The organism is Actinomadura barringtoniae (genome assembly GCF_017573505.1).
GTDB lineage: Bacteria > Actinomycetota > Actinomycetes > Streptosporangiales > Streptosporangiaceae > Spirillospora > Spirillospora barringtoniae.
Genome location: NZ_JAGEOJ010000022.1, coordinates 161,446 through 176,817, shown reverse-complemented (window position 1 = coordinate 176,817; position 15,372 = coordinate 161,446). Strand labels below are relative to the sequence as shown.

At 69.9% G+C, this 15,372-nt stretch carries 16 protein-coding genes; 5 read left to right on the top strand and 11 right to left on the bottom strand.

Annotation, left to right across the window (positions count from 1 at the left end; translation table 11 throughout):
* Positions 1–84: 84 nt before the first annotated feature.
* On the bottom strand, positions 85–2,934 hold the full coding sequence (locus tag J4573_RS42465; RefSeq protein WP_208261833.1) for an ATP-binding protein: 2,850 nt from the start codon (positions 2,932–2,934) through the stop codon (positions 85–87).
* 169 nt (positions 2,935–3,103) lie between these two features.
* Here J4573_RS42465 and J4573_RS42460 point away from each other — a divergent pair, with 169 nt between their 5' ends.
* Positions 3,104–3,754 carry an RICIN domain-containing protein gene (locus J4573_RS42460; protein ID WP_208261832.1) on the top strand — a complete coding sequence of 217 codons (651 nt, stop codon included), beginning with the start codon at positions 3,104–3,106 and terminating at the stop codon, positions 3,752–3,754.
* A gap of 351 nt (positions 3,755–4,105) precedes the next feature.
* Here J4573_RS42460 and J4573_RS42455 read toward each other — a convergent pair whose 3' ends face one another.
* From J4573_RS42455 to J4573_RS55695, 4 genes are all read right to left on the bottom strand, one after another.
* On the bottom strand, positions 4,106–4,447 hold the full coding sequence (locus J4573_RS42455; RefSeq protein ID WP_208261831.1) for a hypothetical protein: 342 nt from the start codon (positions 4,445–4,447) through the stop codon (positions 4,106–4,108).
* A gap of 386 nt (positions 4,448–4,833) precedes the next feature.
* Entirely contained in the window at positions 4,834–5,154 is a 321-nt protein-coding gene (locus tag J4573_RS42450) for a GroES family chaperonin (RefSeq protein ID WP_208261830.1), read from the bottom strand.
* A gap of 62 nt (positions 5,155–5,216) precedes the next feature.
* Positions 5,217–5,975, bottom strand: a complete 759-nt coding sequence (locus J4573_RS42445) for a C39 family peptidase (protein ID WP_208261829.1) — start codon at positions 5,973–5,975, stop codon at positions 5,217–5,219.
* Positions 5,976–6,086: 111 nt separating this feature from the next.
* Positions 6,087–7,091, bottom strand: coding sequence for an ArsR/SmtB family transcription factor (locus J4573_RS55695; RefSeq protein WP_208261828.1), 1,005 nt, complete (start codon positions 7,089–7,091; stop codon positions 6,087–6,089).
* Between the two features lie 224 nt (positions 7,092–7,315).
* Between J4573_RS55695 and J4573_RS42435 the strand changes: the two genes are divergently transcribed.
* Positions 7,316–7,708, top strand: a complete 393-nt coding sequence (locus tag J4573_RS42435; protein ID WP_208261827.1) for an SH3 domain-containing protein — start codon at positions 7,316–7,318, stop codon at positions 7,706–7,708.
* A 62-nt stretch (positions 7,709–7,770) separates the two neighbouring features.
* Here the strand turns inward: J4573_RS42435 and J4573_RS42430 are convergent, their stop codons facing one another.
* From J4573_RS42430 to J4573_RS42410, 5 genes are all read right to left on the bottom strand, one after another.
* Entirely contained in the window at positions 7,771–8,697 is a 927-nt protein-coding gene (locus J4573_RS42430; RefSeq protein ID WP_208261826.1) for an NAD-dependent epimerase/dehydratase family protein, read from the bottom strand.
* 4 nt (positions 8,698–8,701) lie between these two features.
* Complete coding sequence (locus tag J4573_RS42425) at positions 8,702–9,535, bottom strand: serine protease (RefSeq protein WP_208261825.1); 834 nt, start codon at positions 9,533–9,535, stop codon at positions 8,702–8,704.
* A 32-nt stretch (positions 9,536–9,567) separates the two neighbouring features.
* Positions 9,568–10,545, bottom strand: coding sequence for a DMT family transporter (locus J4573_RS42420; RefSeq protein WP_208261824.1), 978 nt, complete (start codon positions 10,543–10,545; stop codon positions 9,568–9,570).
* Between the two features lie 230 nt (positions 10,546–10,775).
* Complete coding sequence (locus J4573_RS42415; RefSeq protein WP_208261823.1) at positions 10,776–11,543, bottom strand: SDR family NAD(P)-dependent oxidoreductase; 768 nt, start codon at positions 11,541–11,543, stop codon at positions 10,776–10,778.
* A 9-nt stretch (positions 11,544–11,552) separates the two neighbouring features.
* Entirely contained in the window at positions 11,553–13,004 is a 1,452-nt protein-coding gene (locus tag J4573_RS42410) for a flavin-containing monooxygenase (protein WP_208261822.1), read from the bottom strand.
* Positions 13,005–13,186: 182 nt separating this feature from the next.
* Between J4573_RS42410 and J4573_RS56930 the strand changes: the two genes are divergently transcribed.
* Positions 13,187–13,312, top strand: a complete 126-nt coding sequence (locus J4573_RS56930; protein WP_443606346.1) for a DUF7737 domain-containing protein — start codon at positions 13,187–13,189, stop codon at positions 13,310–13,312.
* Positions 13,309–13,701, top strand: a complete 393-nt coding sequence (locus J4573_RS42405) for a hypothetical protein (RefSeq protein ID WP_208261821.1) — start codon at positions 13,309–13,311, stop codon at positions 13,699–13,701. Before J4573_RS56930 ends, J4573_RS42405 begins: the two co-directional genes overlap by 4 nt.
* A gap of 1 nt (position 13,702) precedes the next feature.
* Here J4573_RS42405 and J4573_RS42400 read toward each other — a convergent pair whose 3' ends face one another.
* Positions 13,703–14,371 carry a helix-turn-helix transcriptional regulator gene (locus tag J4573_RS42400; RefSeq protein ID WP_208261820.1) on the bottom strand — a complete coding sequence of 223 codons (669 nt, stop codon included), beginning with the start codon at positions 14,369–14,371 and terminating at the stop codon, positions 13,703–13,705.
* Positions 14,372–14,467: 96 nt separating this feature from the next.
* On the opposite strand from J4573_RS42400, the gene J4573_RS42395 reads away from it, so the two are divergent.
* Positions 14,468–15,334 (top strand): aldo/keto reductase, encoded by an 867-nt coding sequence (locus J4573_RS42395; RefSeq protein ID WP_208261819.1) that lies wholly within the window; start codon positions 14,468–14,470, stop codon positions 15,332–15,334.
* Positions 15,335–15,372: the final 38 nt, after the last annotated feature.

Sequence of the window (15,372 nt, the reverse complement as noted above, 5' to 3'; positions counted from 1 at the left end):
CGGTGACGCGGCCGTCCCGGTAACGCGGTCGCCCACCGGTAACGCGGTCGCCCACCGGTGACGCGGTCGGCGCGCCCCTGCCGGTCAGGGGCGCGCGGCTGTGGCGGCGAGGTGGGCGCGTAGTTGGGTGCGGTCGGTGGCGCCGGTCTTGGTGAGCAGGTTGGCGACGTGGGTGTCGATGGTGCGCGGTGACAGGAAGAGCCGCTGGGCGATCTGGCGGTTGGTGAGGCCGTGGGCGAGCAGGGTGAGCACTTCCATCTCGCGGCCGGTGACGCCCGCGGCTCTCAGGGGCGTGGGAACGGGGTGCGTTCCGCGGCTTCGTCGGGTCGGAGCTCCGGCGCGTCGCAGCAGATCACGGCAGGTGCGTGCGAGGCGGTGCTGTCCGGTCTCCTCGAAGGCCGCCAGATCGGCGCGGAGACCGGGCACCGGGTCGCCCCAGCCGTCGGTGATGGCGGCCTGCATCGCCAGCAGCCTGCACAGCCGCCGCCACCAGTGGTGTTCGGCCAGCAGCGCGTCGCCTGCGGCCATGTGCTCGATGGCCTCGCCGGACCGTTCGGCCCGACCGGCGGCGACCGCGTCGGCATAGTGCAGCACCCCTCGGTTGACGCTGCGCAGCACCACGTAGGAGCCGCGCACCAGGTCACGGGCGGTGTCGTCCCGGTCATCCCGGTCGGTTCGGTCGGCGAGCACGGTCCGCAGGAGCGCCCACAGGCCCCAGTGGGGGACCGGCGCGGCTTCACAGTGTCCTTCGAGCTGCTTCATCCCGGCGTCGAAGAGCGGCCCGGCGGCGTGCAGGTCGCCGTCCAGCAGGAAGCGGAAGCCGCGGACGACGGGCGCGAGCGCGGCGACCTCGGCGGGGGCCTCCGGATGGCCGGTGGCGGAGTCCAGCAGGGCCTGCATGCCCCCGATGTCGGCGTCGGCGGCGTGGCCGTGGGCGAGGGTCAGTTCGGCGACCGCCTGCAGGTTGGGCAGCCGCAGCCGGGCGGCATGCTCGGCGGTCGCGCGGGCCAGCGGGGCGGCGGCGTGCGGGCCGTTCACCAGCAGGACGCCCTCGGCGTTCAGCAGGTCCGTCGTGATCACCTCGGCGAGCCGTCCGGTGTCCACCGCCAGCTCGCGGGCCTGATCCAGGATCGGGGTGAGGGGATGCGCGCACAGCTCCACGGTGGCGATGTTGATCAGCGCCGAGATGCGCCAGGGCCGCAGACCGTGCTCGGCGGCGATCTGCGCGGCCTGTTCGTAGAACGTGCGGGCCGCCGCGACGTCGTGCCGGAAGATGCACCGGCCGAGGATGACCAGCGCCCGGCAGTGCGCCTCGGGCCGGCCGTTCGCGCGGGCCTGGTCGATCGCCGTCATGGCCAGCCGGGCGGCCCGTGGCAGGTCGCCGGGGCCGAACGCCGCGTCGGCGGTCAGAACGAGGATGCCCGGGTCGTCCGGCCGTCCCGCGCGCTGGAGGAAGCGATCGGCGTCGGCCCAGCGCCGCAGGCTGATCGCGGCGTCGGCCAGCCGTACGCACAGCAGGGCATGGTCGTCGCCGGTGGCCTGGTCGATGAGGCGGCCGCCCTCGGCCAGGGCCGTGTCCGCCTTGCCCAGCAGGGTCAGGAGCCGGATGCGTTCCAGCGCCACGGCGGCCTGGAGCGCGGCGGTCGCACCGGCCCGTTCCAGCAGCGCGCCGGCATCGCGCAACGCCCCCCGGTCCAGGTCGCGCTTGGCGAGCCGCAGGAAGATCTCCGCGGCCCGGTCCTTGTCCCCGGCCGCGGCGAACAGCTCCGCGGCGTGCAGGTCGTCGTCGGGACCGCCTCGTTCCAGCAGCGCGTCGGCCGCGCGGCGGGCCAGCGCAGCCCGCTCGGGCGGGAAGGTCGACGCCACGACAGCCTCGCGGGTCAGCGCGTGCCGCCAGCGCAGGGTGTCGCCCGCCGGAACGACCAGCCGTGGCTGCGCCGCGCGCAGCGCCCGTACGACCGTGCCGTCCGGCAGGCCGGTCACCTTGCCCAGAAGCTCCCAGTCCAGCCCGCCGCCCAGCATCGCCTCGGCCCCGAGCACCGCCGCGGCCTCCAGCACGCGCCGATGCTCGTCACTCAGGGACCGGAGCCGCGCGGTGACCATGCCCGCCAGCGTGGGCGGCACCACCCCTGCCTGTAGATCGCCGGCCACCAGCTCCTCCACCAGCAGCGGCAGCCCGTCGGACTTGTCCGCCACCAGGTCAAGCGTCCGTTCGGGCAATGCCGCCCCGGCGCACCGTTCGGCGAGGACCTTCACGCCGTCGCGGACGAGCCGTTCCAGCCGCATGGTGCGCGTCCCCGGCCGGGCCGCCAGCCGGTCGATCAGCTGCGGCGGGCTTTCCTCCTCCCGCGCGGACACGGCGATCAGCACCGGGCAGGCGTGCACGGCCCCGGCCAGATACTCCAGAACGGCCAGGGTGTCGGGATCCGCCCAGTGAACGTCCTCCAGCACCACCACACAGCCGCGGCGGCCGTTCAGCGCCCACAGCAGCCTGACCAGGCCTTCACCGAGGACGAGCACGGGATCGACACTCGTCGCCGACGCCTCCCCGGCCCACTCGGGCAGCAGCCTGCCCAACGCCGCACGGTAGGGCCCCAGCTCGGCGCCACCGCCCACGCCCTCCTGGCGCAGATGCCCCATCAGCGCCTCCGCCAGCGGACGGTAGGCGCCGCCACCCTCCACCGACCGGCCGGTCAGTACGAGCAGCCCCGCATCGCGTGCGTGCCGCGCCGCCTCCGCCAGCAACCGGGACTTGCCGATCCCCGCCTCACCCAGGACCAGCAGCACGCCGCCGCGCCCCTCCCGCACGCCGTCGACCAAGGCGGTCACCCCGGCAAGCTCGGCCTCCCGCCCCACCATGCCGTCACGGCCCGTCACGGGGTCACGTTGCGCCGTGGCGTCGCGTCCCGCCGCGGCGCCGTGCCCGTCAGTCATGCGCCCGAGTATCCGCATGAAACGCGAGTCCGGGCATCCGGATTTTCACTGACATGGCGAATGCGCGTGGTCGCGGGTTCGTTAACTCGGTGACTCCTACCGATCCGCGCCCTCACCGCGAGCGGTCAGGCTCCTGGACGTCAGCAACGACATCCAAGGAGCAATCCTCATGCGTACATCACTCACCTTGCTCGCGGCCTCCACCGCGTTCGCCGCCGCTGCCGTGGGCGCCGCCGGTGCGGCCTCCGCCGCGCCGCTGCACTCGGCCGCGACGCTGCGCTCGGCCGCGCCGCTGCACTCGGCCGCGAAGCCCGCTGCGGCGCCGACCGTCGCCCAGGCAGCCACTCCCGCCGGCGCGGTGAAGGCGGGGCCCGGGCCGTTCTACTGGATCGTGAACGTCAACAGCGGCAAGGCCGTGATGCCGTACAACGAGTCCAAGGCGGTCGGCGAGATCATGGTGCAGCGCACCAAGGGCGACCTCGGCGCCCAGCACTGGAAGATCATGGGCTCGGGGACGACCCGGGTGCTGTGGAACCGCAACTCGCACCTGTGTCTCCTGGCGCCCACGAACGGGACCTACCTGACGCAGCAGTACTGCAACGACACCCTGGGCGACCCGCTCGGCAACCGGCCCAAGTGGCAGTCGTCGAACTACGACGCCATGTGGGCCGGCAACCCGATCACCTGGCGGTCGGTCTTCAGCGGTCAGTGCATGGACGTGTACGGCGCCTACACGACCGACAACACGATCGTTCAGCAGTGGCCCTGCCACGGTCTGCCCAACCAGCAGTTCCGCCTGCAGTACGTCCCCGGCACCTGACACCCGAAAGCCGAACGGGACCATCGGACGGGTCGTCGAACACCGACGGCCCGTTCCGCCGACCTTGGGGTTCTTCGCGGGCCGAGACTCCTAGCCCAAGACCGCTGCATGTGAGAGTGAGTGCACCGGTATCCAGGTCCCGGCCCGGCAATCCCGATTGGCGCCTGGATCAGTGCCGGTAGACTCCCACGACTGTCATCCATAGCGTGAGCGTTGCCGCTGCTGCTCCCCCGCCAGCCAGCACTGCTTCAGGCAGTCCGTGACCGCTGCGGTGGGTCAGCATCGTGGTTACTGTCGCTGCGTGGATTGAGATTGACAGGCCAAGTAGGAGCATGAGAATGTCTGCGGCTTTCACCGCTGCTTCCCATCAACGGTCAAGCCCGTGGAATCGACGGCCCAGACACCGCCATTGATCCACACATGGATGAACGTATCCTGAGGAAAGAGCCGAGCAGTCGCACGGCCTTTGTGAAATACAAACAGACGTTCCGCTCGTTCTCCCGTCGCCCTGTAGTTGCCGCCCGCGCCGTAAAAGTAATCGAAGAACACCGGTATGACTACGGCCCGGCACAGTAGCAGTTCGCCATCGTCGGCGACTTCTGATCGGATGTCGATGACGCTATTTGTGCCGCGAGCAAACCGCCTGGTCGCTGCGCTGAAGGTGCGGGCCTCTGTGTAGCGCAGGCCCAGCACTCTCTGAAAGAGGCGGGCTGATCGTTGCCCGTTACGCGACGAAAGAGACCAAGGGTCAGGTGTCATGACGCCCCTAGGTGGGCCCTACGCGCACCACTAGACGGCATGGCGAAAATCTATGTCACGCGTCGTCTATGGCCGCTTCGTCTTCGTCGTGCCTGCGGCGTAGGCGCTTTGGCACTCCGACGGGTGGGCGTGTCCACCTGGCTCGAGAATATCACTCCGACGCTGACGCGGAAGGCAGGATCTAAAATGGTGCGGCGGTCGCGAAAGATCAGCTGGTCCTGGCTGAGGTCTGTTCAGACGCGTACTACGAGTTAAAGTTCAACGTCCAAACGGCTGATTGCTATCCAGTTCAACCGGATGACCTTGAACTGGATCTTTGGTCAGAGGTAGAGGCCGGTGCCGTGCTCGGGGCGCTCGCTGGCGATGGCGTGCAGGTCGCGTTCGCGCATGACCAGGTAGTTCTCGCCCTGTATCTCGACCTCGTACTGGTCCTCGGGGTGGAAGAGGACGCGGTCGCCGACCTTGACGGTGCGTGCGTGGTGCCCGACGCCGCAGACCTCGCCCCAGACGAGACGGTTGGTCTGCTCCACGGTGGCGGGGATGACGATGCCGCCGGTGCTGCGGCGCTCGGCGGCCTCCTTCTCGACCTTGATCATCACCCGGTCGTGGAGCATCTGGACTTCGAACTTTTGCTCGGACACGCTGGCAGCTTATCCGCCCCGGGCCGTGCGGAGCGCGCGTGCGCGCTCCGCACGGGGGGTGATCAGGCGGAGTAGCCCTTGGGCGGGATGAGGGTGGCGAGCTGGTCGAACGAGATCCAGTAGATCTGGTTGCCGCTGAACGACGCGGGGTCGGCGATCAGGACGGTCTGGTTCGAGTCGTCGTAACCGATGACGGTGAAGTAGTGGTAGATCGTCTGGTCGGCGGGGTAGCCCGGCGGGTGGTTGCTGGGCACGGCGACGATGTTGGCCACGATCGGGTAGTTGTTGTCGATGTCCAGGACGACGTCCCGCCAGAGCAGGTCTCGCTGGCCCTGGGTGGGCGGGTCGTTGGGCATCTGCTTGGTCTCGTACCAGCCGCCGCCGAGGTTGCCGTTGAGAACGTTGGTGACCAGGCCGATGTGGTCCGTGCCGTTCTCGGTGGTGCCGAGCTGGCCGGCGAGGGTGCCCTGGCTCGGCGCGCCGATGCGGGCGGACAGGGCGATGCGCGTCGCGGCCGGGCCGCACCAGTAGTAGGTCTCCTGGACCTGATAGTCGACGGTGAGGGTGTGTGCGGCCTCGGTACGGACGCCCGCGACGTGCGCGCGGGTGCCCGGTGTGCTGTGCCCGCTGAGGGGCGCGGTGCCCGACTTCGAGCCGTGGCTGAGGACCGACACCTTAATCGGCTGCGGTGGTTTGGGCGCCGGTGTCTGGGCGGTGGTGGAGCCGGTGGTGGCGCCCGTGGTGGCGGCGGCGAGGGTGGCGGGGGTGGCGGCCGTTATGGCGGCGACGGCCAGCGCTGTGGAGACAAGCCTTTTCCGCATGGAGACTCCTGAGGGGGGCGGGGAGCGGAGGGGGCGGGGACACTCATCCGATCAAGAGCCCGACCAGAGTGCGCGATCGTTCCCGGGGAAGCAACCGGTGAAAGTCCAGGCTTACGACGGGTCGCCGCGTTCCGCGCTGCGCAGCAACGCCAGCCCTTGGGCGGTCGCGACGTGGAGGGAACGTCCGGCGCTGCGGACGGTGGTGACCAGGCCGGCCGCGCGCAGCACCTTCACGTGCTGGCTGATGGCGGGGTGGGTGACCGCCAGCAGGCGCGCGAGCTCGCCGGTCGTACCGCCGGTACGGGCGGCGCGCAGGACCGCGGCGCGGGTGTGGCCGAGCAGGGGGCCGAGCGGGCCGGAGTCCTCGTCGATGGGGTGGCGGCCGGACTTGGGGCGGGTCCAGTCCTCGGCGTGCTCGATGGGATAGACCAGGATCGGCGGCAGGTCGCCGTCGGCGAGCGTCACGGGCGTGGGCCAGCAGAAGAACGACGGCTGGAGAACCAGGCCGCGCCCCTTGAGCCACAGCTCCTGATCGACCGGGTAGGTGGCTTCCAGTACGGGCGGACGCCAGCGGAACTGCGGCCCGAGACCCGAGAGCAGCCCGTCCACGCCGCCGTCCAGCAGGCTGTGCAGCCGGACGATGCGGTCGGCGTCGATGTGGGCGTGGATGCGGTGCCAGAACGGCGCCAGGGTCTTCAGGTGGTAGTCGCGCACGGCCTGCCCCAGTTGCTCGCGGGCGTCGGCGTCGCCGCCCGCCAGGTCGTCCACCCAGTAGGGCAGCCGGCGCGAGGTCGCCACGCGCGCCAGTTCGTTGTGCAGACGCGGGCTCGGCGTGCTCACCAGCGCCTCCACCGCGGCCTGCAGCGTGCTGCCGTCTCCGCAGTGGGGAGTGAGGAAATCGGGGGAGTAGCCGGTGGGCGGCAGGAGCGGGGACAGCAGCTGGCGGCAACTGCTGGGAAGCCTGGCCTGCGCCCACCGCCGCCAGTCGCCGAACGCGTGGCCGCCGTCCCGCCGTTGCAGCGTCTGGATGCTGTTGCTGATCTCCCAGAGGTGGTCGGGCCCCGGCGCCATCCGAACCCGTGCCAGGTCCTCAGGGGAGAAGTGCACGCGCAACATCGGGGCCTCCGAGCCGTCGGCGGCCGGGGCGACGCCCGCCGCCGATCCAGCATCGCGGTGCGCACGCCTCCTGGCAATTGGTCTTCGGCAGCACGCCGGCGCACGGGCCATCCCAGATGCCAATGGTCAAGATCTGGTAAAGGCGGTGAACGGGTGCGAACCAGCCACAACCAGCCTGACTCTCACCAGGCGTCACATTGACACCACACGACGGGGGTTTGACCATGCAGGTTCGTTACAGGGTGATGACCGGGCTCGCGGCGGGGGCGTTCGCGGGCTTCGCGATCCTGGGCGCGACCGCGTCCGCCGAGGCGGCCACCTCGGCCACCGCGGCTCCCGCGGCGGCTCAGGCCGCGCACAACGCGCCGCACGCGCAGCACGCGCCGGAGGCCGCTCAGGCCGGCAAGTCCTACAAGGTGCTGGCGACCGCCAACCTGCGTTCCGGGCCGGGCACCAAGTACAAGAAGATCGCCACGCTGAAGGCGAAGGCCACGGTGACCGCCACGGCGAAGAAGCCCGTCAAGATCAAGGGCACGCCGTGGTCGTGGATCCAGGTCAAGACGGCGAACGGCACGGTCGGCTGGGTCTCCACCGGCTACCTGAAGGCCGTTAAGTAGGTCCTCGAAAGCCAGGAATTCAGCTTCACGGGAGCGGCCCCGGACGTGTGTCCGGGGCCGTTCTATGCGTCCTGGGCGCGGATGGCCGCCCACGAGTCTTGGATGATCTCGTGCAGGGCGGAGCGTTCCGGTGCCCAGGCCAGGTCGCGGCGGGCGGCGGTCGAGTCGGAGATCAGCAGCGGCGGCTCGGGCTGCGGCTCGTTGTGCTGAACGGGGACCTCGCGGCCCGTCACCTCCTGGACGGCGTCGATCACCTCGCGTACGGAGGCGCCCGAGCCGCTGCCCACGTTGTAGGTGGCCTCGTGGCCCTCGCCCTGGTCCCGGCCGGGGATGGTCGCCTCGAGGGCGCGAACGTAGGCCATCGCCAGGTCGTCCACGTGCAGGTACTCGCGGACGGCCGCGCCGTCGCCGTTGATGGTGAGGCGGGGAGCGTGGCGTGCGGCGACCGCCAGGGCCTTGGGGATCAGGCGGGTCTGGTCGGGGTCGCCGCGGCCGTCGACCGAGCCGGCGACGTTGAACGTGCGCAGGACCACGGCGGTGATCGCGCCGGTACGGGCGTGGTAGCGGATCAGGTCCTCGGCGGCCAGTTTGGACGCGCCGTACGGGCTGCTGGGGGAGGGCGCCTGCGTCTCAGGGATCGGCTGGCGTTCGGGCGTGCCGTAGACGGCTGCGGTCGAGCCGTAGACCAGCCGGGTCTCGGGAATCGCGTTCAGGAGGTTGATGGTCCCCTGCACGTTGGTGGTGAAGAAGCGCAGGGGATCGGCGAACGACTCGCGTACGCGGGTGAGCGCGGCGAGGTGGCAGATCCCCTCATAAGGCGAGGGAATGCTTTCCGGCACAAGGAGGTCGCCTATGACCGGCCGCGCTCCTGGGGGGAGTCGCTGGTCGGGCTTCCTGATGAGGCCGTCCACCTCGTGACCGGCCGCGACCAGCCTCTTCCCTACGGCATAGCCGACGTAGCCCGCCGCCCCCGTGACCAAGACCCGCATGCGGTCAGGGTAGGTCGTTCACGCGTGTGTACACGCCTGGATAGCCGGGCTTGCCGCAGCCGTAGCCCCAGGAGACCAGGCCCGCGACGCGTCCCTTCACCAGGAGCGGCCCACCGCTGTCGAACTGGCAGCTGTCGGCCTTCTCGGTCCCGGCGCAGAGCATGTCGGACGCGTCGTACGACGAGCCGTAGGCCTTCTGGCAGGCGGCGTTCGGCTGGAGCGGGACGTTCGCGGAACGGAGCTTGGTGTTGAACAGGTCGTTCTCGGAGGTGAAGCCCCAGCCGAGGACCCTGCTGGTCGCGCCGGTGGGGGCGCCGAGCGCGATCGTGGGGCGCTTCACGGTGCGCGAGAGCGTGAGGATCGCGGTGTCGTGATGCAGGACGTCCTCGTCCTTGAACTTGGTCGTCGTGAACTTCGGGTTCACCTTGATCGACTTCACCGAGACCGTCTCGCCGCTGTTCTGGACGAGATCCGAGCGGCCGAACGTGGCGGTGACCAGGCCCGGCGTGTTCTTGAACATGTCCACGCAGTGCGCGGCGGTGAGGATCTGGTCCGGCTTGATCAGGGAGCCGCCGCAGAACTGCCCGGACGGGCGCACGAAGAACAGCGGCGAGCCGATCGCCGCCAGCCACGGGGTCTTGGTGGCGTCTGCCGGCGTACCGCCGACGAGCGCCGAGGCGGGCGACGGCGCCACCAGGCCACCGAGGACCAGGCCGAGGCCGGCCGCCGCGACGGTGACGCCGCGGGCGACCGTGACGCGGGCGACCGTGACGCCGCAGGCGGCCGTAGTGCCACGGGCCGCTGTGGCGCCGCGGCGGAACCGGGAAGTGAGGGGCATGACGGGAAATCTAGGGGAAAGCGGGCGATCGGTCACGCGATCGAGCGCATCTCGGCCCCTTCACCGCCGCGGGCGGCGCGCTGGGCGGAGGCGGCGACGCGGGCGTCGGTCGCCTCCTGCTGCTCATACCGGGGGAACGCGACCAGCGCGACCAGCGCGAGCGTGAAGCCCGCCGAGCGCAGCGCGAACGGCAGGGCGTCCTGCGGCCAGGCCTCCCCGAACAGCACGCTGCTGCTGATCACCAGGTAGGTCCGGCCGATCACGGTCAGCACCGTGGCCACGATCGACAGCCGGCAGCGCTGCAGCGCGACCTGCAGGCCGCCCAGCGCGATCGCCGCCATGCCGAGCGTGAGCGCCGGGTAGGGCGACTCCAGAACGGCCCGGACGCTGCCGGTGTTCTCGTACACGATCGAGATGCCGCGGATGCCCGCCTCGGCGAGCCCGGCGCAGGCTCCGGCCCCGACGCCGTACGCGACCCCGGCGAGCTTGCGCGCGTGCCGGCCGCCCTTGCGGCGGTCGCCGAGCAGCCAGACCACGGCCGAGATGAGCATCGCTGGCGCCATCACCGCCAGCATCTTCCACGGCGCGTGCAGGGTGCCGACCAGCGTCGCGTCCGCGCGCAGCTCGCGTTCCGACCCGGCGGACAGCCCGATCAGCACGGTGGCCAGCACGAACATCCCGACGCTCGCCCACTCGCGTGCGCTCAGCCGTTCGCCCAGCGAACGGACCGAGTAGGTGACCAGGCCGACCAGGCTGATCGCGAAGATGGGCTGCGCGACCGCGAGCGGCATCGCGGCGAACGCGACCACCTCGTAGGCCAGCCCGAGGAACAGGATCAGTCCGCCGCACAGCCAGATCGGGCTGGTCACCGCGTACCAGGCGACGTGGAACGGGCGGCTGCCGCGCAGCGGCGGCATGCGCTGCGCGGAGATGCGGAAGACCAGGAACGCGACGTAGTACGCGGTGGTCGCGAGAAGAGCCAGGGCGGCGTACCCCAGGTCGTGGCCCATCGGGGAGACCTTTCAGCGGATGGCGGGTTCCGTTGATCGGCCGGGCGCGCCCCCTTGCCGATGATCAGACACCATGCCGCGAAGAACGCCGCGTGACAAGACCGTAACGCAGCATTCATTTGACCTGAATCGGCTCGGCCTTGTGTGGTTGCCACGAGTACCGGAGGGTAACTCGCTCAGTCGTACGTACTACGCCCTCCAGGACGGCCTCAACTGTCCGTCCGACGGCCTCAGTCGTACTTGCGGCCCGCCCGGCTCGACAGCCTGCCGACCAGCCGCCGCGGGACCAGCTTGCCGACGCCGATGATCGCCTTGTACTGCGCGCCGGGGATGCTGACCACCAGGCCACGGCGCAGGTCGCGCAGCCCGGCGTCGACGACCTTGTCGGCCTCCAGCCACATGAACCCGGGGATGTCGCCGGTGCTCATCTGGGCGCGCTCGTGGAACTCGGTGTGCACGAACCCCGGGCACAGGGCCATGACCTTGACGTTCCCCTTGGACCGCCCCGCGATGTCGGCGGACACGCCCTGGCTGAACGAGACCACCCACGCCTTGGACGCGCCGTAGGTGCCGCGCGTGGCGAACGCCGCCGCCGACGAGACGTTGATGACCCCGCCCCGGCCGCGCTCGATCATCCCGGGCAGCGCCGCGTACGTCAGCCGGAGCACCGCCTCGCAGTGCACCCTGAGCATCGTCAGCTCGTCCGACACCGGCACGTTGAGGAAGGTGCCCCTGTTGCCGAACCCCGCATTATTGACAAGGAGGTCGACCCCTTTTCGGACGCGCTCCTCGGCGGCGACGAGCCCCTCTTCGCTGGCCAGGTCGGCCACGAGGACCTCGGTGTTGACCGCGTACTTGTCATGAAGATCTTTCGCGGTCTGTGTCAGCCGCTCCTCGTTGCGTGCGAGCAGCACGAGGTCGAACCCGTCCGCCGCCAGGCGGCTCGCGAAGGCGGCACCGATCCCCGCCGTGGCGCCGGTGATGAGAGCAGTCGGCATGAAATGAGCCTAGATCGTGGCCCTGCGCGCCTGGAAGTCGCGGGGGTCCGGACGGCGCGTCGCGCGCCGGTAGGCGAACGTGAACCCCGGCCAGTTGTTGACGACCTTGCCCTCACTGGTCATGTACCAGCTGTCGCAGCCGGCCTCCCAGACCGTCGAATGCAGCCGTTCCTGCATCTCCTTGCCGAACGCGTCCTGAACGTCGGCCCGTACCTCGATGGACTCCAGCCCCGCCCGCCGCATCGCGTCCAGGCAGCCCATGACGTACCGGATCTGCGATTCCAGCATGTAGATGATGCTGTTGTGCCCCAGATTGGTGTACGGCCCGTACAGCAGGAACAAATTCGGGAATCCGTTCACCGTGATTCCCAGGTGCGCCTCGGCGCCGTGCTTCCACGCGTCGTTCAGCTCACGCCCGCCCCGCCCGACCACCTTCATGGGCGACAGGAACTCGGTCGACAGAAAGCCGGTCGCATAAATGAGCACGTCGACCTCATGCTCGCGTCCGTCCTCAGTGGTCACCCCACCAGGCGTTATACGCGCGATCCCGTCCGTCACCAGCTCGACGTTCGATCGGCTCAGCGCCGGATAGTAGTCGTTCGAAATCAGAATCCGCTTGCAGCCCATCGGATAGTCCGGTACCAGCGCCTTCCGCAGGCCCGCGTCAGGCACCTGCTCGCCCAGCCCCTTGATGAACTTCCGCCGCATGACCTCCATCAGCCGCGGATACTTCACGAACCCCAACGCCCGCGACTCGTACAGCGCGTAAATCTTGGCGCGGCTCATCCCCTGCACACTCGGAACGGCCGCGAACAGCGCCTTCTCCCACCCTCGATAAGGCCGATCAGGCTTCTCGATGACATACGGCGCCGACCGCTGAAACAGACTCAGGTGCCCGACCTTCTCCGCGATCTCCGGAACGATCTGGATCGCGCTCGCCCCGGTCCCGATGATGGCCACCCGCTTGCCCGCGAGTTCCACCCCGTGATCCCACCGCGCCGAGTGAAAACTCGGCCCGTCAAAGGACTCGCGCCCCTCGATCGAAGGCAGCGTAGGCCGGTTGAGCTGCCCGCACGCCGAGATCAGCACCCGCGAAACGAGCTCGCCCTCACCCGTCGAAACGCGCCAGAACCCATCCTCGAACCGCGCCTCGGTCACCTCGGTCCCGAACCGGATATGCGACAGCACCCCGTACTTCCGGGCGCAGTGCCACAGATACTCGAGGATCTCCGGCTGCGCGGGGAATCGCCGGCTCCAATCGGTCTTCGGCTCGAACGAGAACGAGTACAGATGCGAGGGAACGTCGCACGCCGCACCCGGATAGGTGTTGTCCCGCCAGGTGCCCCCGAGCCCGTCCGCCTTCTCCAGGATGACGAAGTCCTCGATGCCCGCCTGCCGGAGCCGGATCGCCATGCCGATGCCGCCGAACCCGCCTCCGATGATCACGACACTGTGAGCCATGGCCGTCCCGAATCCCGTTCTGTCCCGACCCGTCCGAGCCTAGGTGACCCCTAGGTCATCCCGATAGGCCCCACAAAGATGAGCTTTGTTCAAATCACCCGGAATGTCAGTGACCCCTGTCAGCATCCGCCCCATGAAAGATCGAGATCTAGCCGCGCAGGCGCAGGAGTACCTGCGCGGGCATGTCGCCGAGCGGGACGCACTGGCGGCGGCTTTCGCTCATCCTCAGCAAGGCCTTCCCGCTCGCCGACGACACCGCCATCACGGATGCGTCGATCTTGTCGCAGATCAAGAGAGGTGGCCGATGACCAGTGTGACCTTCCGCGACGAGTCTCCGGGCGGGCGTGCCACCGAGTCGTTCACCGTGCCGGGTCTGCCCGGCGAGCTGACGGTGCGGGAGCTGATCCGGATTCGCGTACGGGAGGAGGTCGCGCTGCACAACGCCAAGCCCGCGCGGAGGTTCCACGGGCTCGTTCAGCCGGACGGGGCGGAGGCCGATCGGGACGGCTATCTGCTGAAGGAGGCCCGGAAGATCGACTGGGAGAGCCAGGCGGCGGTCGCGGAGCGGGCGTTCGTGGCGAACGGGTTCGTCATGCTGGTCGGGGACGTGCAGGTGGAGGAGCTGGACGAGCTCGTTGATCTGAACGGGGATCCGGAGCTGGTCTTTATTCGGCTGGTGCCCTTGGCGGGTGGCTGAACTATTTGATGAGGCCCAGCTCGTGGGCTCTCAGGCCTGCTTGGAAGCGGGATCCGGCGTCCAGGAGGGTGAGGATCTCGGCTACGCGGCGGCGGTAGGTGCGCAGGGACATGCCGAGTTTGCGGGCGGCGGCCTCGTCCTTCAGGCCCTCGGCGAGGAGGGTGAGGATCTCGCGGCTTTCGGGCGAGAGCGAGGGCGGGCGGGTGCGGCGGTAGTCGGCGAACGGGGTGGCCGAGTCCCAGGTGGACCAGAAGAGGCTCTCCACGCTCTTGATCACCCCGGGTGAGCGGACCACGGTGTACTCGCGGACGCCCGCGACCGGCGGGCCCGCCAGGACGGCGATCCGGCGGTCGATGATGATCGTCTCCTGGGGGAGAGGAGCGAGGCAGATCCGGATCTGGGCGCCGATCTTGGCCAGCGTGATCAGCTCGCGTTCGGACTCCTCGTCGGCGAGCGCCTGCGGGTTGTAGAGCTTGCAGACCTCCAGATCGGGTGAGGCGTGGCGGCGGGCGGCGGCGATCTGGGTCCGGGCGCCCTCCAGGGCCCAGGTCTTCCGGTCGGCCGCCGCGCAGACGAACTGCTCGGCGGCCGCGGCGAACAGGTGCCCGGCGCGGCGCACAAGCTCCTGCTCGCCGCGCAACGTGACGTTGGTGTCCAGGTCAAGGCTCATCACGACCAGTCTGCGCGGCCGGACGAGCGAAGGTCAACGTGGCAGCTTGTTGCCAGCCATTCGAGATCATCGGGACGCGGCCGGAGGCTTGTGAGCATGACGAACGAAACGAACTCCAGTGACTGGACGCTGGGTGGGGACCTGCCGATCAAGCGGCTGGGCTTCGGGGCGATGCGGCTGCCCGCCAGCCGGCGCGGGGGGCCGCCGAACGACCGGGACATCTCGCTGGAGGTGCTGCGGCGGGCCGCCGGGCTCGGCGTGAACCACATCGACACCGCCGCCTTCTACTTCCACGGCGACCTGCACGCCAACGACCTGATCCGCGAGGGCCTCAAGCCGTACGCCGACGACCTGGTGATCGCCACCAAGGTCGGGCCGAAGCGGCGACCCGAGGACCCGATGCCGATCGGCGAGATGGAGCCGGGCGAGCTGCGCGCCGAGGTCGAGCGCAACCTGACCGAGCTCGGCCTGGACCGGCTCGACCTGGTCTACCTGCGGGTCGGCGGGATGGAGCCGGCGCAGGAGCCGATCGGCGACCGGTTCGCGGTGCTGGCGCGGCTGCGGGACGAGGGGCTGATCCGCCACCTGGGCGTGAGCAACATCAAGGTCGAGCATCTGAAGGAGGCGATGGACATCGCGCCCGTCGCCGCCGTGCAGAACTGGTTCGACATCACCAAGCCGCAGGACGCGGAGATGCTGGAGATCTGCGAGCGCGAGGGCATCGGCTACGCCCCGTACTTCCCGCTCGGCGGGTTCGGGCTGCCCGACGACGAGCGCGTCAACGCGATCGCCGAGCGGCACGGCGCGACCGTCGCGCAGGTGCTGCTCGCCGGACTGCTGGAGCTCTCCCCTGTCATGCTGGCGATCCCCGGCACCGGCTCGCCCGCCCACCTGGAGGAGAACATGGGCGCGGCGGGACTGCGGTTGACCGAGCGGGACCTGGCCGAGCTGAGGCAGCGCTAGGCGGAACGGCCAGGCAGGCGGAACGGTCAGGCAGGCGG

What these genes read in the sequence shown, in the direction of transcription:
- J4573_RS42405 (WP_208261821.1), top strand. Translation starts at nt 13,309, where the DNA reads ATGACCAGTGTGACCTTCCGCGACGAGTCTCCGGGCGGGCGTGCCACC.
- J4573_RS42395 (WP_208261819.1), top strand. Translation starts at nt 14,468, where the DNA reads ATGACGAACGAAACGAACTCCAGTGACTGGACGCTGGGTGGGGACCTG.
- J4573_RS42465 (WP_208261833.1), bottom strand. Translation starts at nt 2,934, where the DNA reads ATGACTGACGGGCACGGCGCCGCGGCGGGACGCGACGCCACGGCGCAA.
- J4573_RS42445 (WP_208261829.1), bottom strand. Translation starts at nt 5,975, where the DNA reads ATGCGGAAAAGGCTTGTCTCCACAGCGCTGGCCGTCGCCGCCATAACG.
- J4573_RS42460 (WP_208261832.1), top strand. Translation starts at nt 3,104, where the DNA reads ATGCGTACATCACTCACCTTGCTCGCGGCCTCCACCGCGTTCGCCGCC.
- J4573_RS56930 (WP_443606346.1), top strand. Translation starts at nt 13,187, where the DNA reads ATGTCGCCGAGCGGGACGCACTGGCGGCGGCTTTCGCTCATCCTCAGC.
- J4573_RS42415 (WP_208261823.1), bottom strand. Translation starts at nt 11,543, where the DNA reads ATGCCGACTGCTCTCATCACCGGCGCCACGGCGGGGATCGGTGCCGCC.
- J4573_RS42410 (WP_208261822.1), bottom strand. Translation starts at nt 13,004, where the DNA reads ATGGCTCACAGTGTCGTGATCATCGGAGGCGGGTTCGGCGGCATCGGC.
- J4573_RS42435 (WP_208261827.1), top strand. Translation starts at nt 7,316, where the DNA reads ATGCAGGTTCGTTACAGGGTGATGACCGGGCTCGCGGCGGGGGCGTTC.
- J4573_RS42400 (WP_208261820.1), bottom strand. Translation starts at nt 14,371, where the DNA reads ATGAGCCTTGACCTGGACACCAACGTCACGTTGCGCGGCGAGCAGGAG.
- J4573_RS42430 (WP_208261826.1), bottom strand. Translation starts at nt 8,697, where the DNA reads ATGCGGGTCTTGGTCACGGGGGCGGCGGGCTACGTCGGCTATGCCGTA.
- J4573_RS42420 (WP_208261824.1), bottom strand. Translation starts at nt 10,545, where the DNA reads ATGGGCCACGACCTGGGGTACGCCGCCCTGGCTCTTCTCGCGACCACC.
- J4573_RS42425 (WP_208261825.1), bottom strand. Translation starts at nt 9,535, where the DNA reads ATGCCCCTCACTTCCCGGTTCCGCCGCGGCGCCACAGCGGCCCGTGGC.
- J4573_RS55695 (WP_208261828.1), bottom strand. Translation starts at nt 7,091, where the DNA reads ATGTTGCGCGTGCACTTCTCCCCTGAGGACCTGGCACGGGTTCGGATG.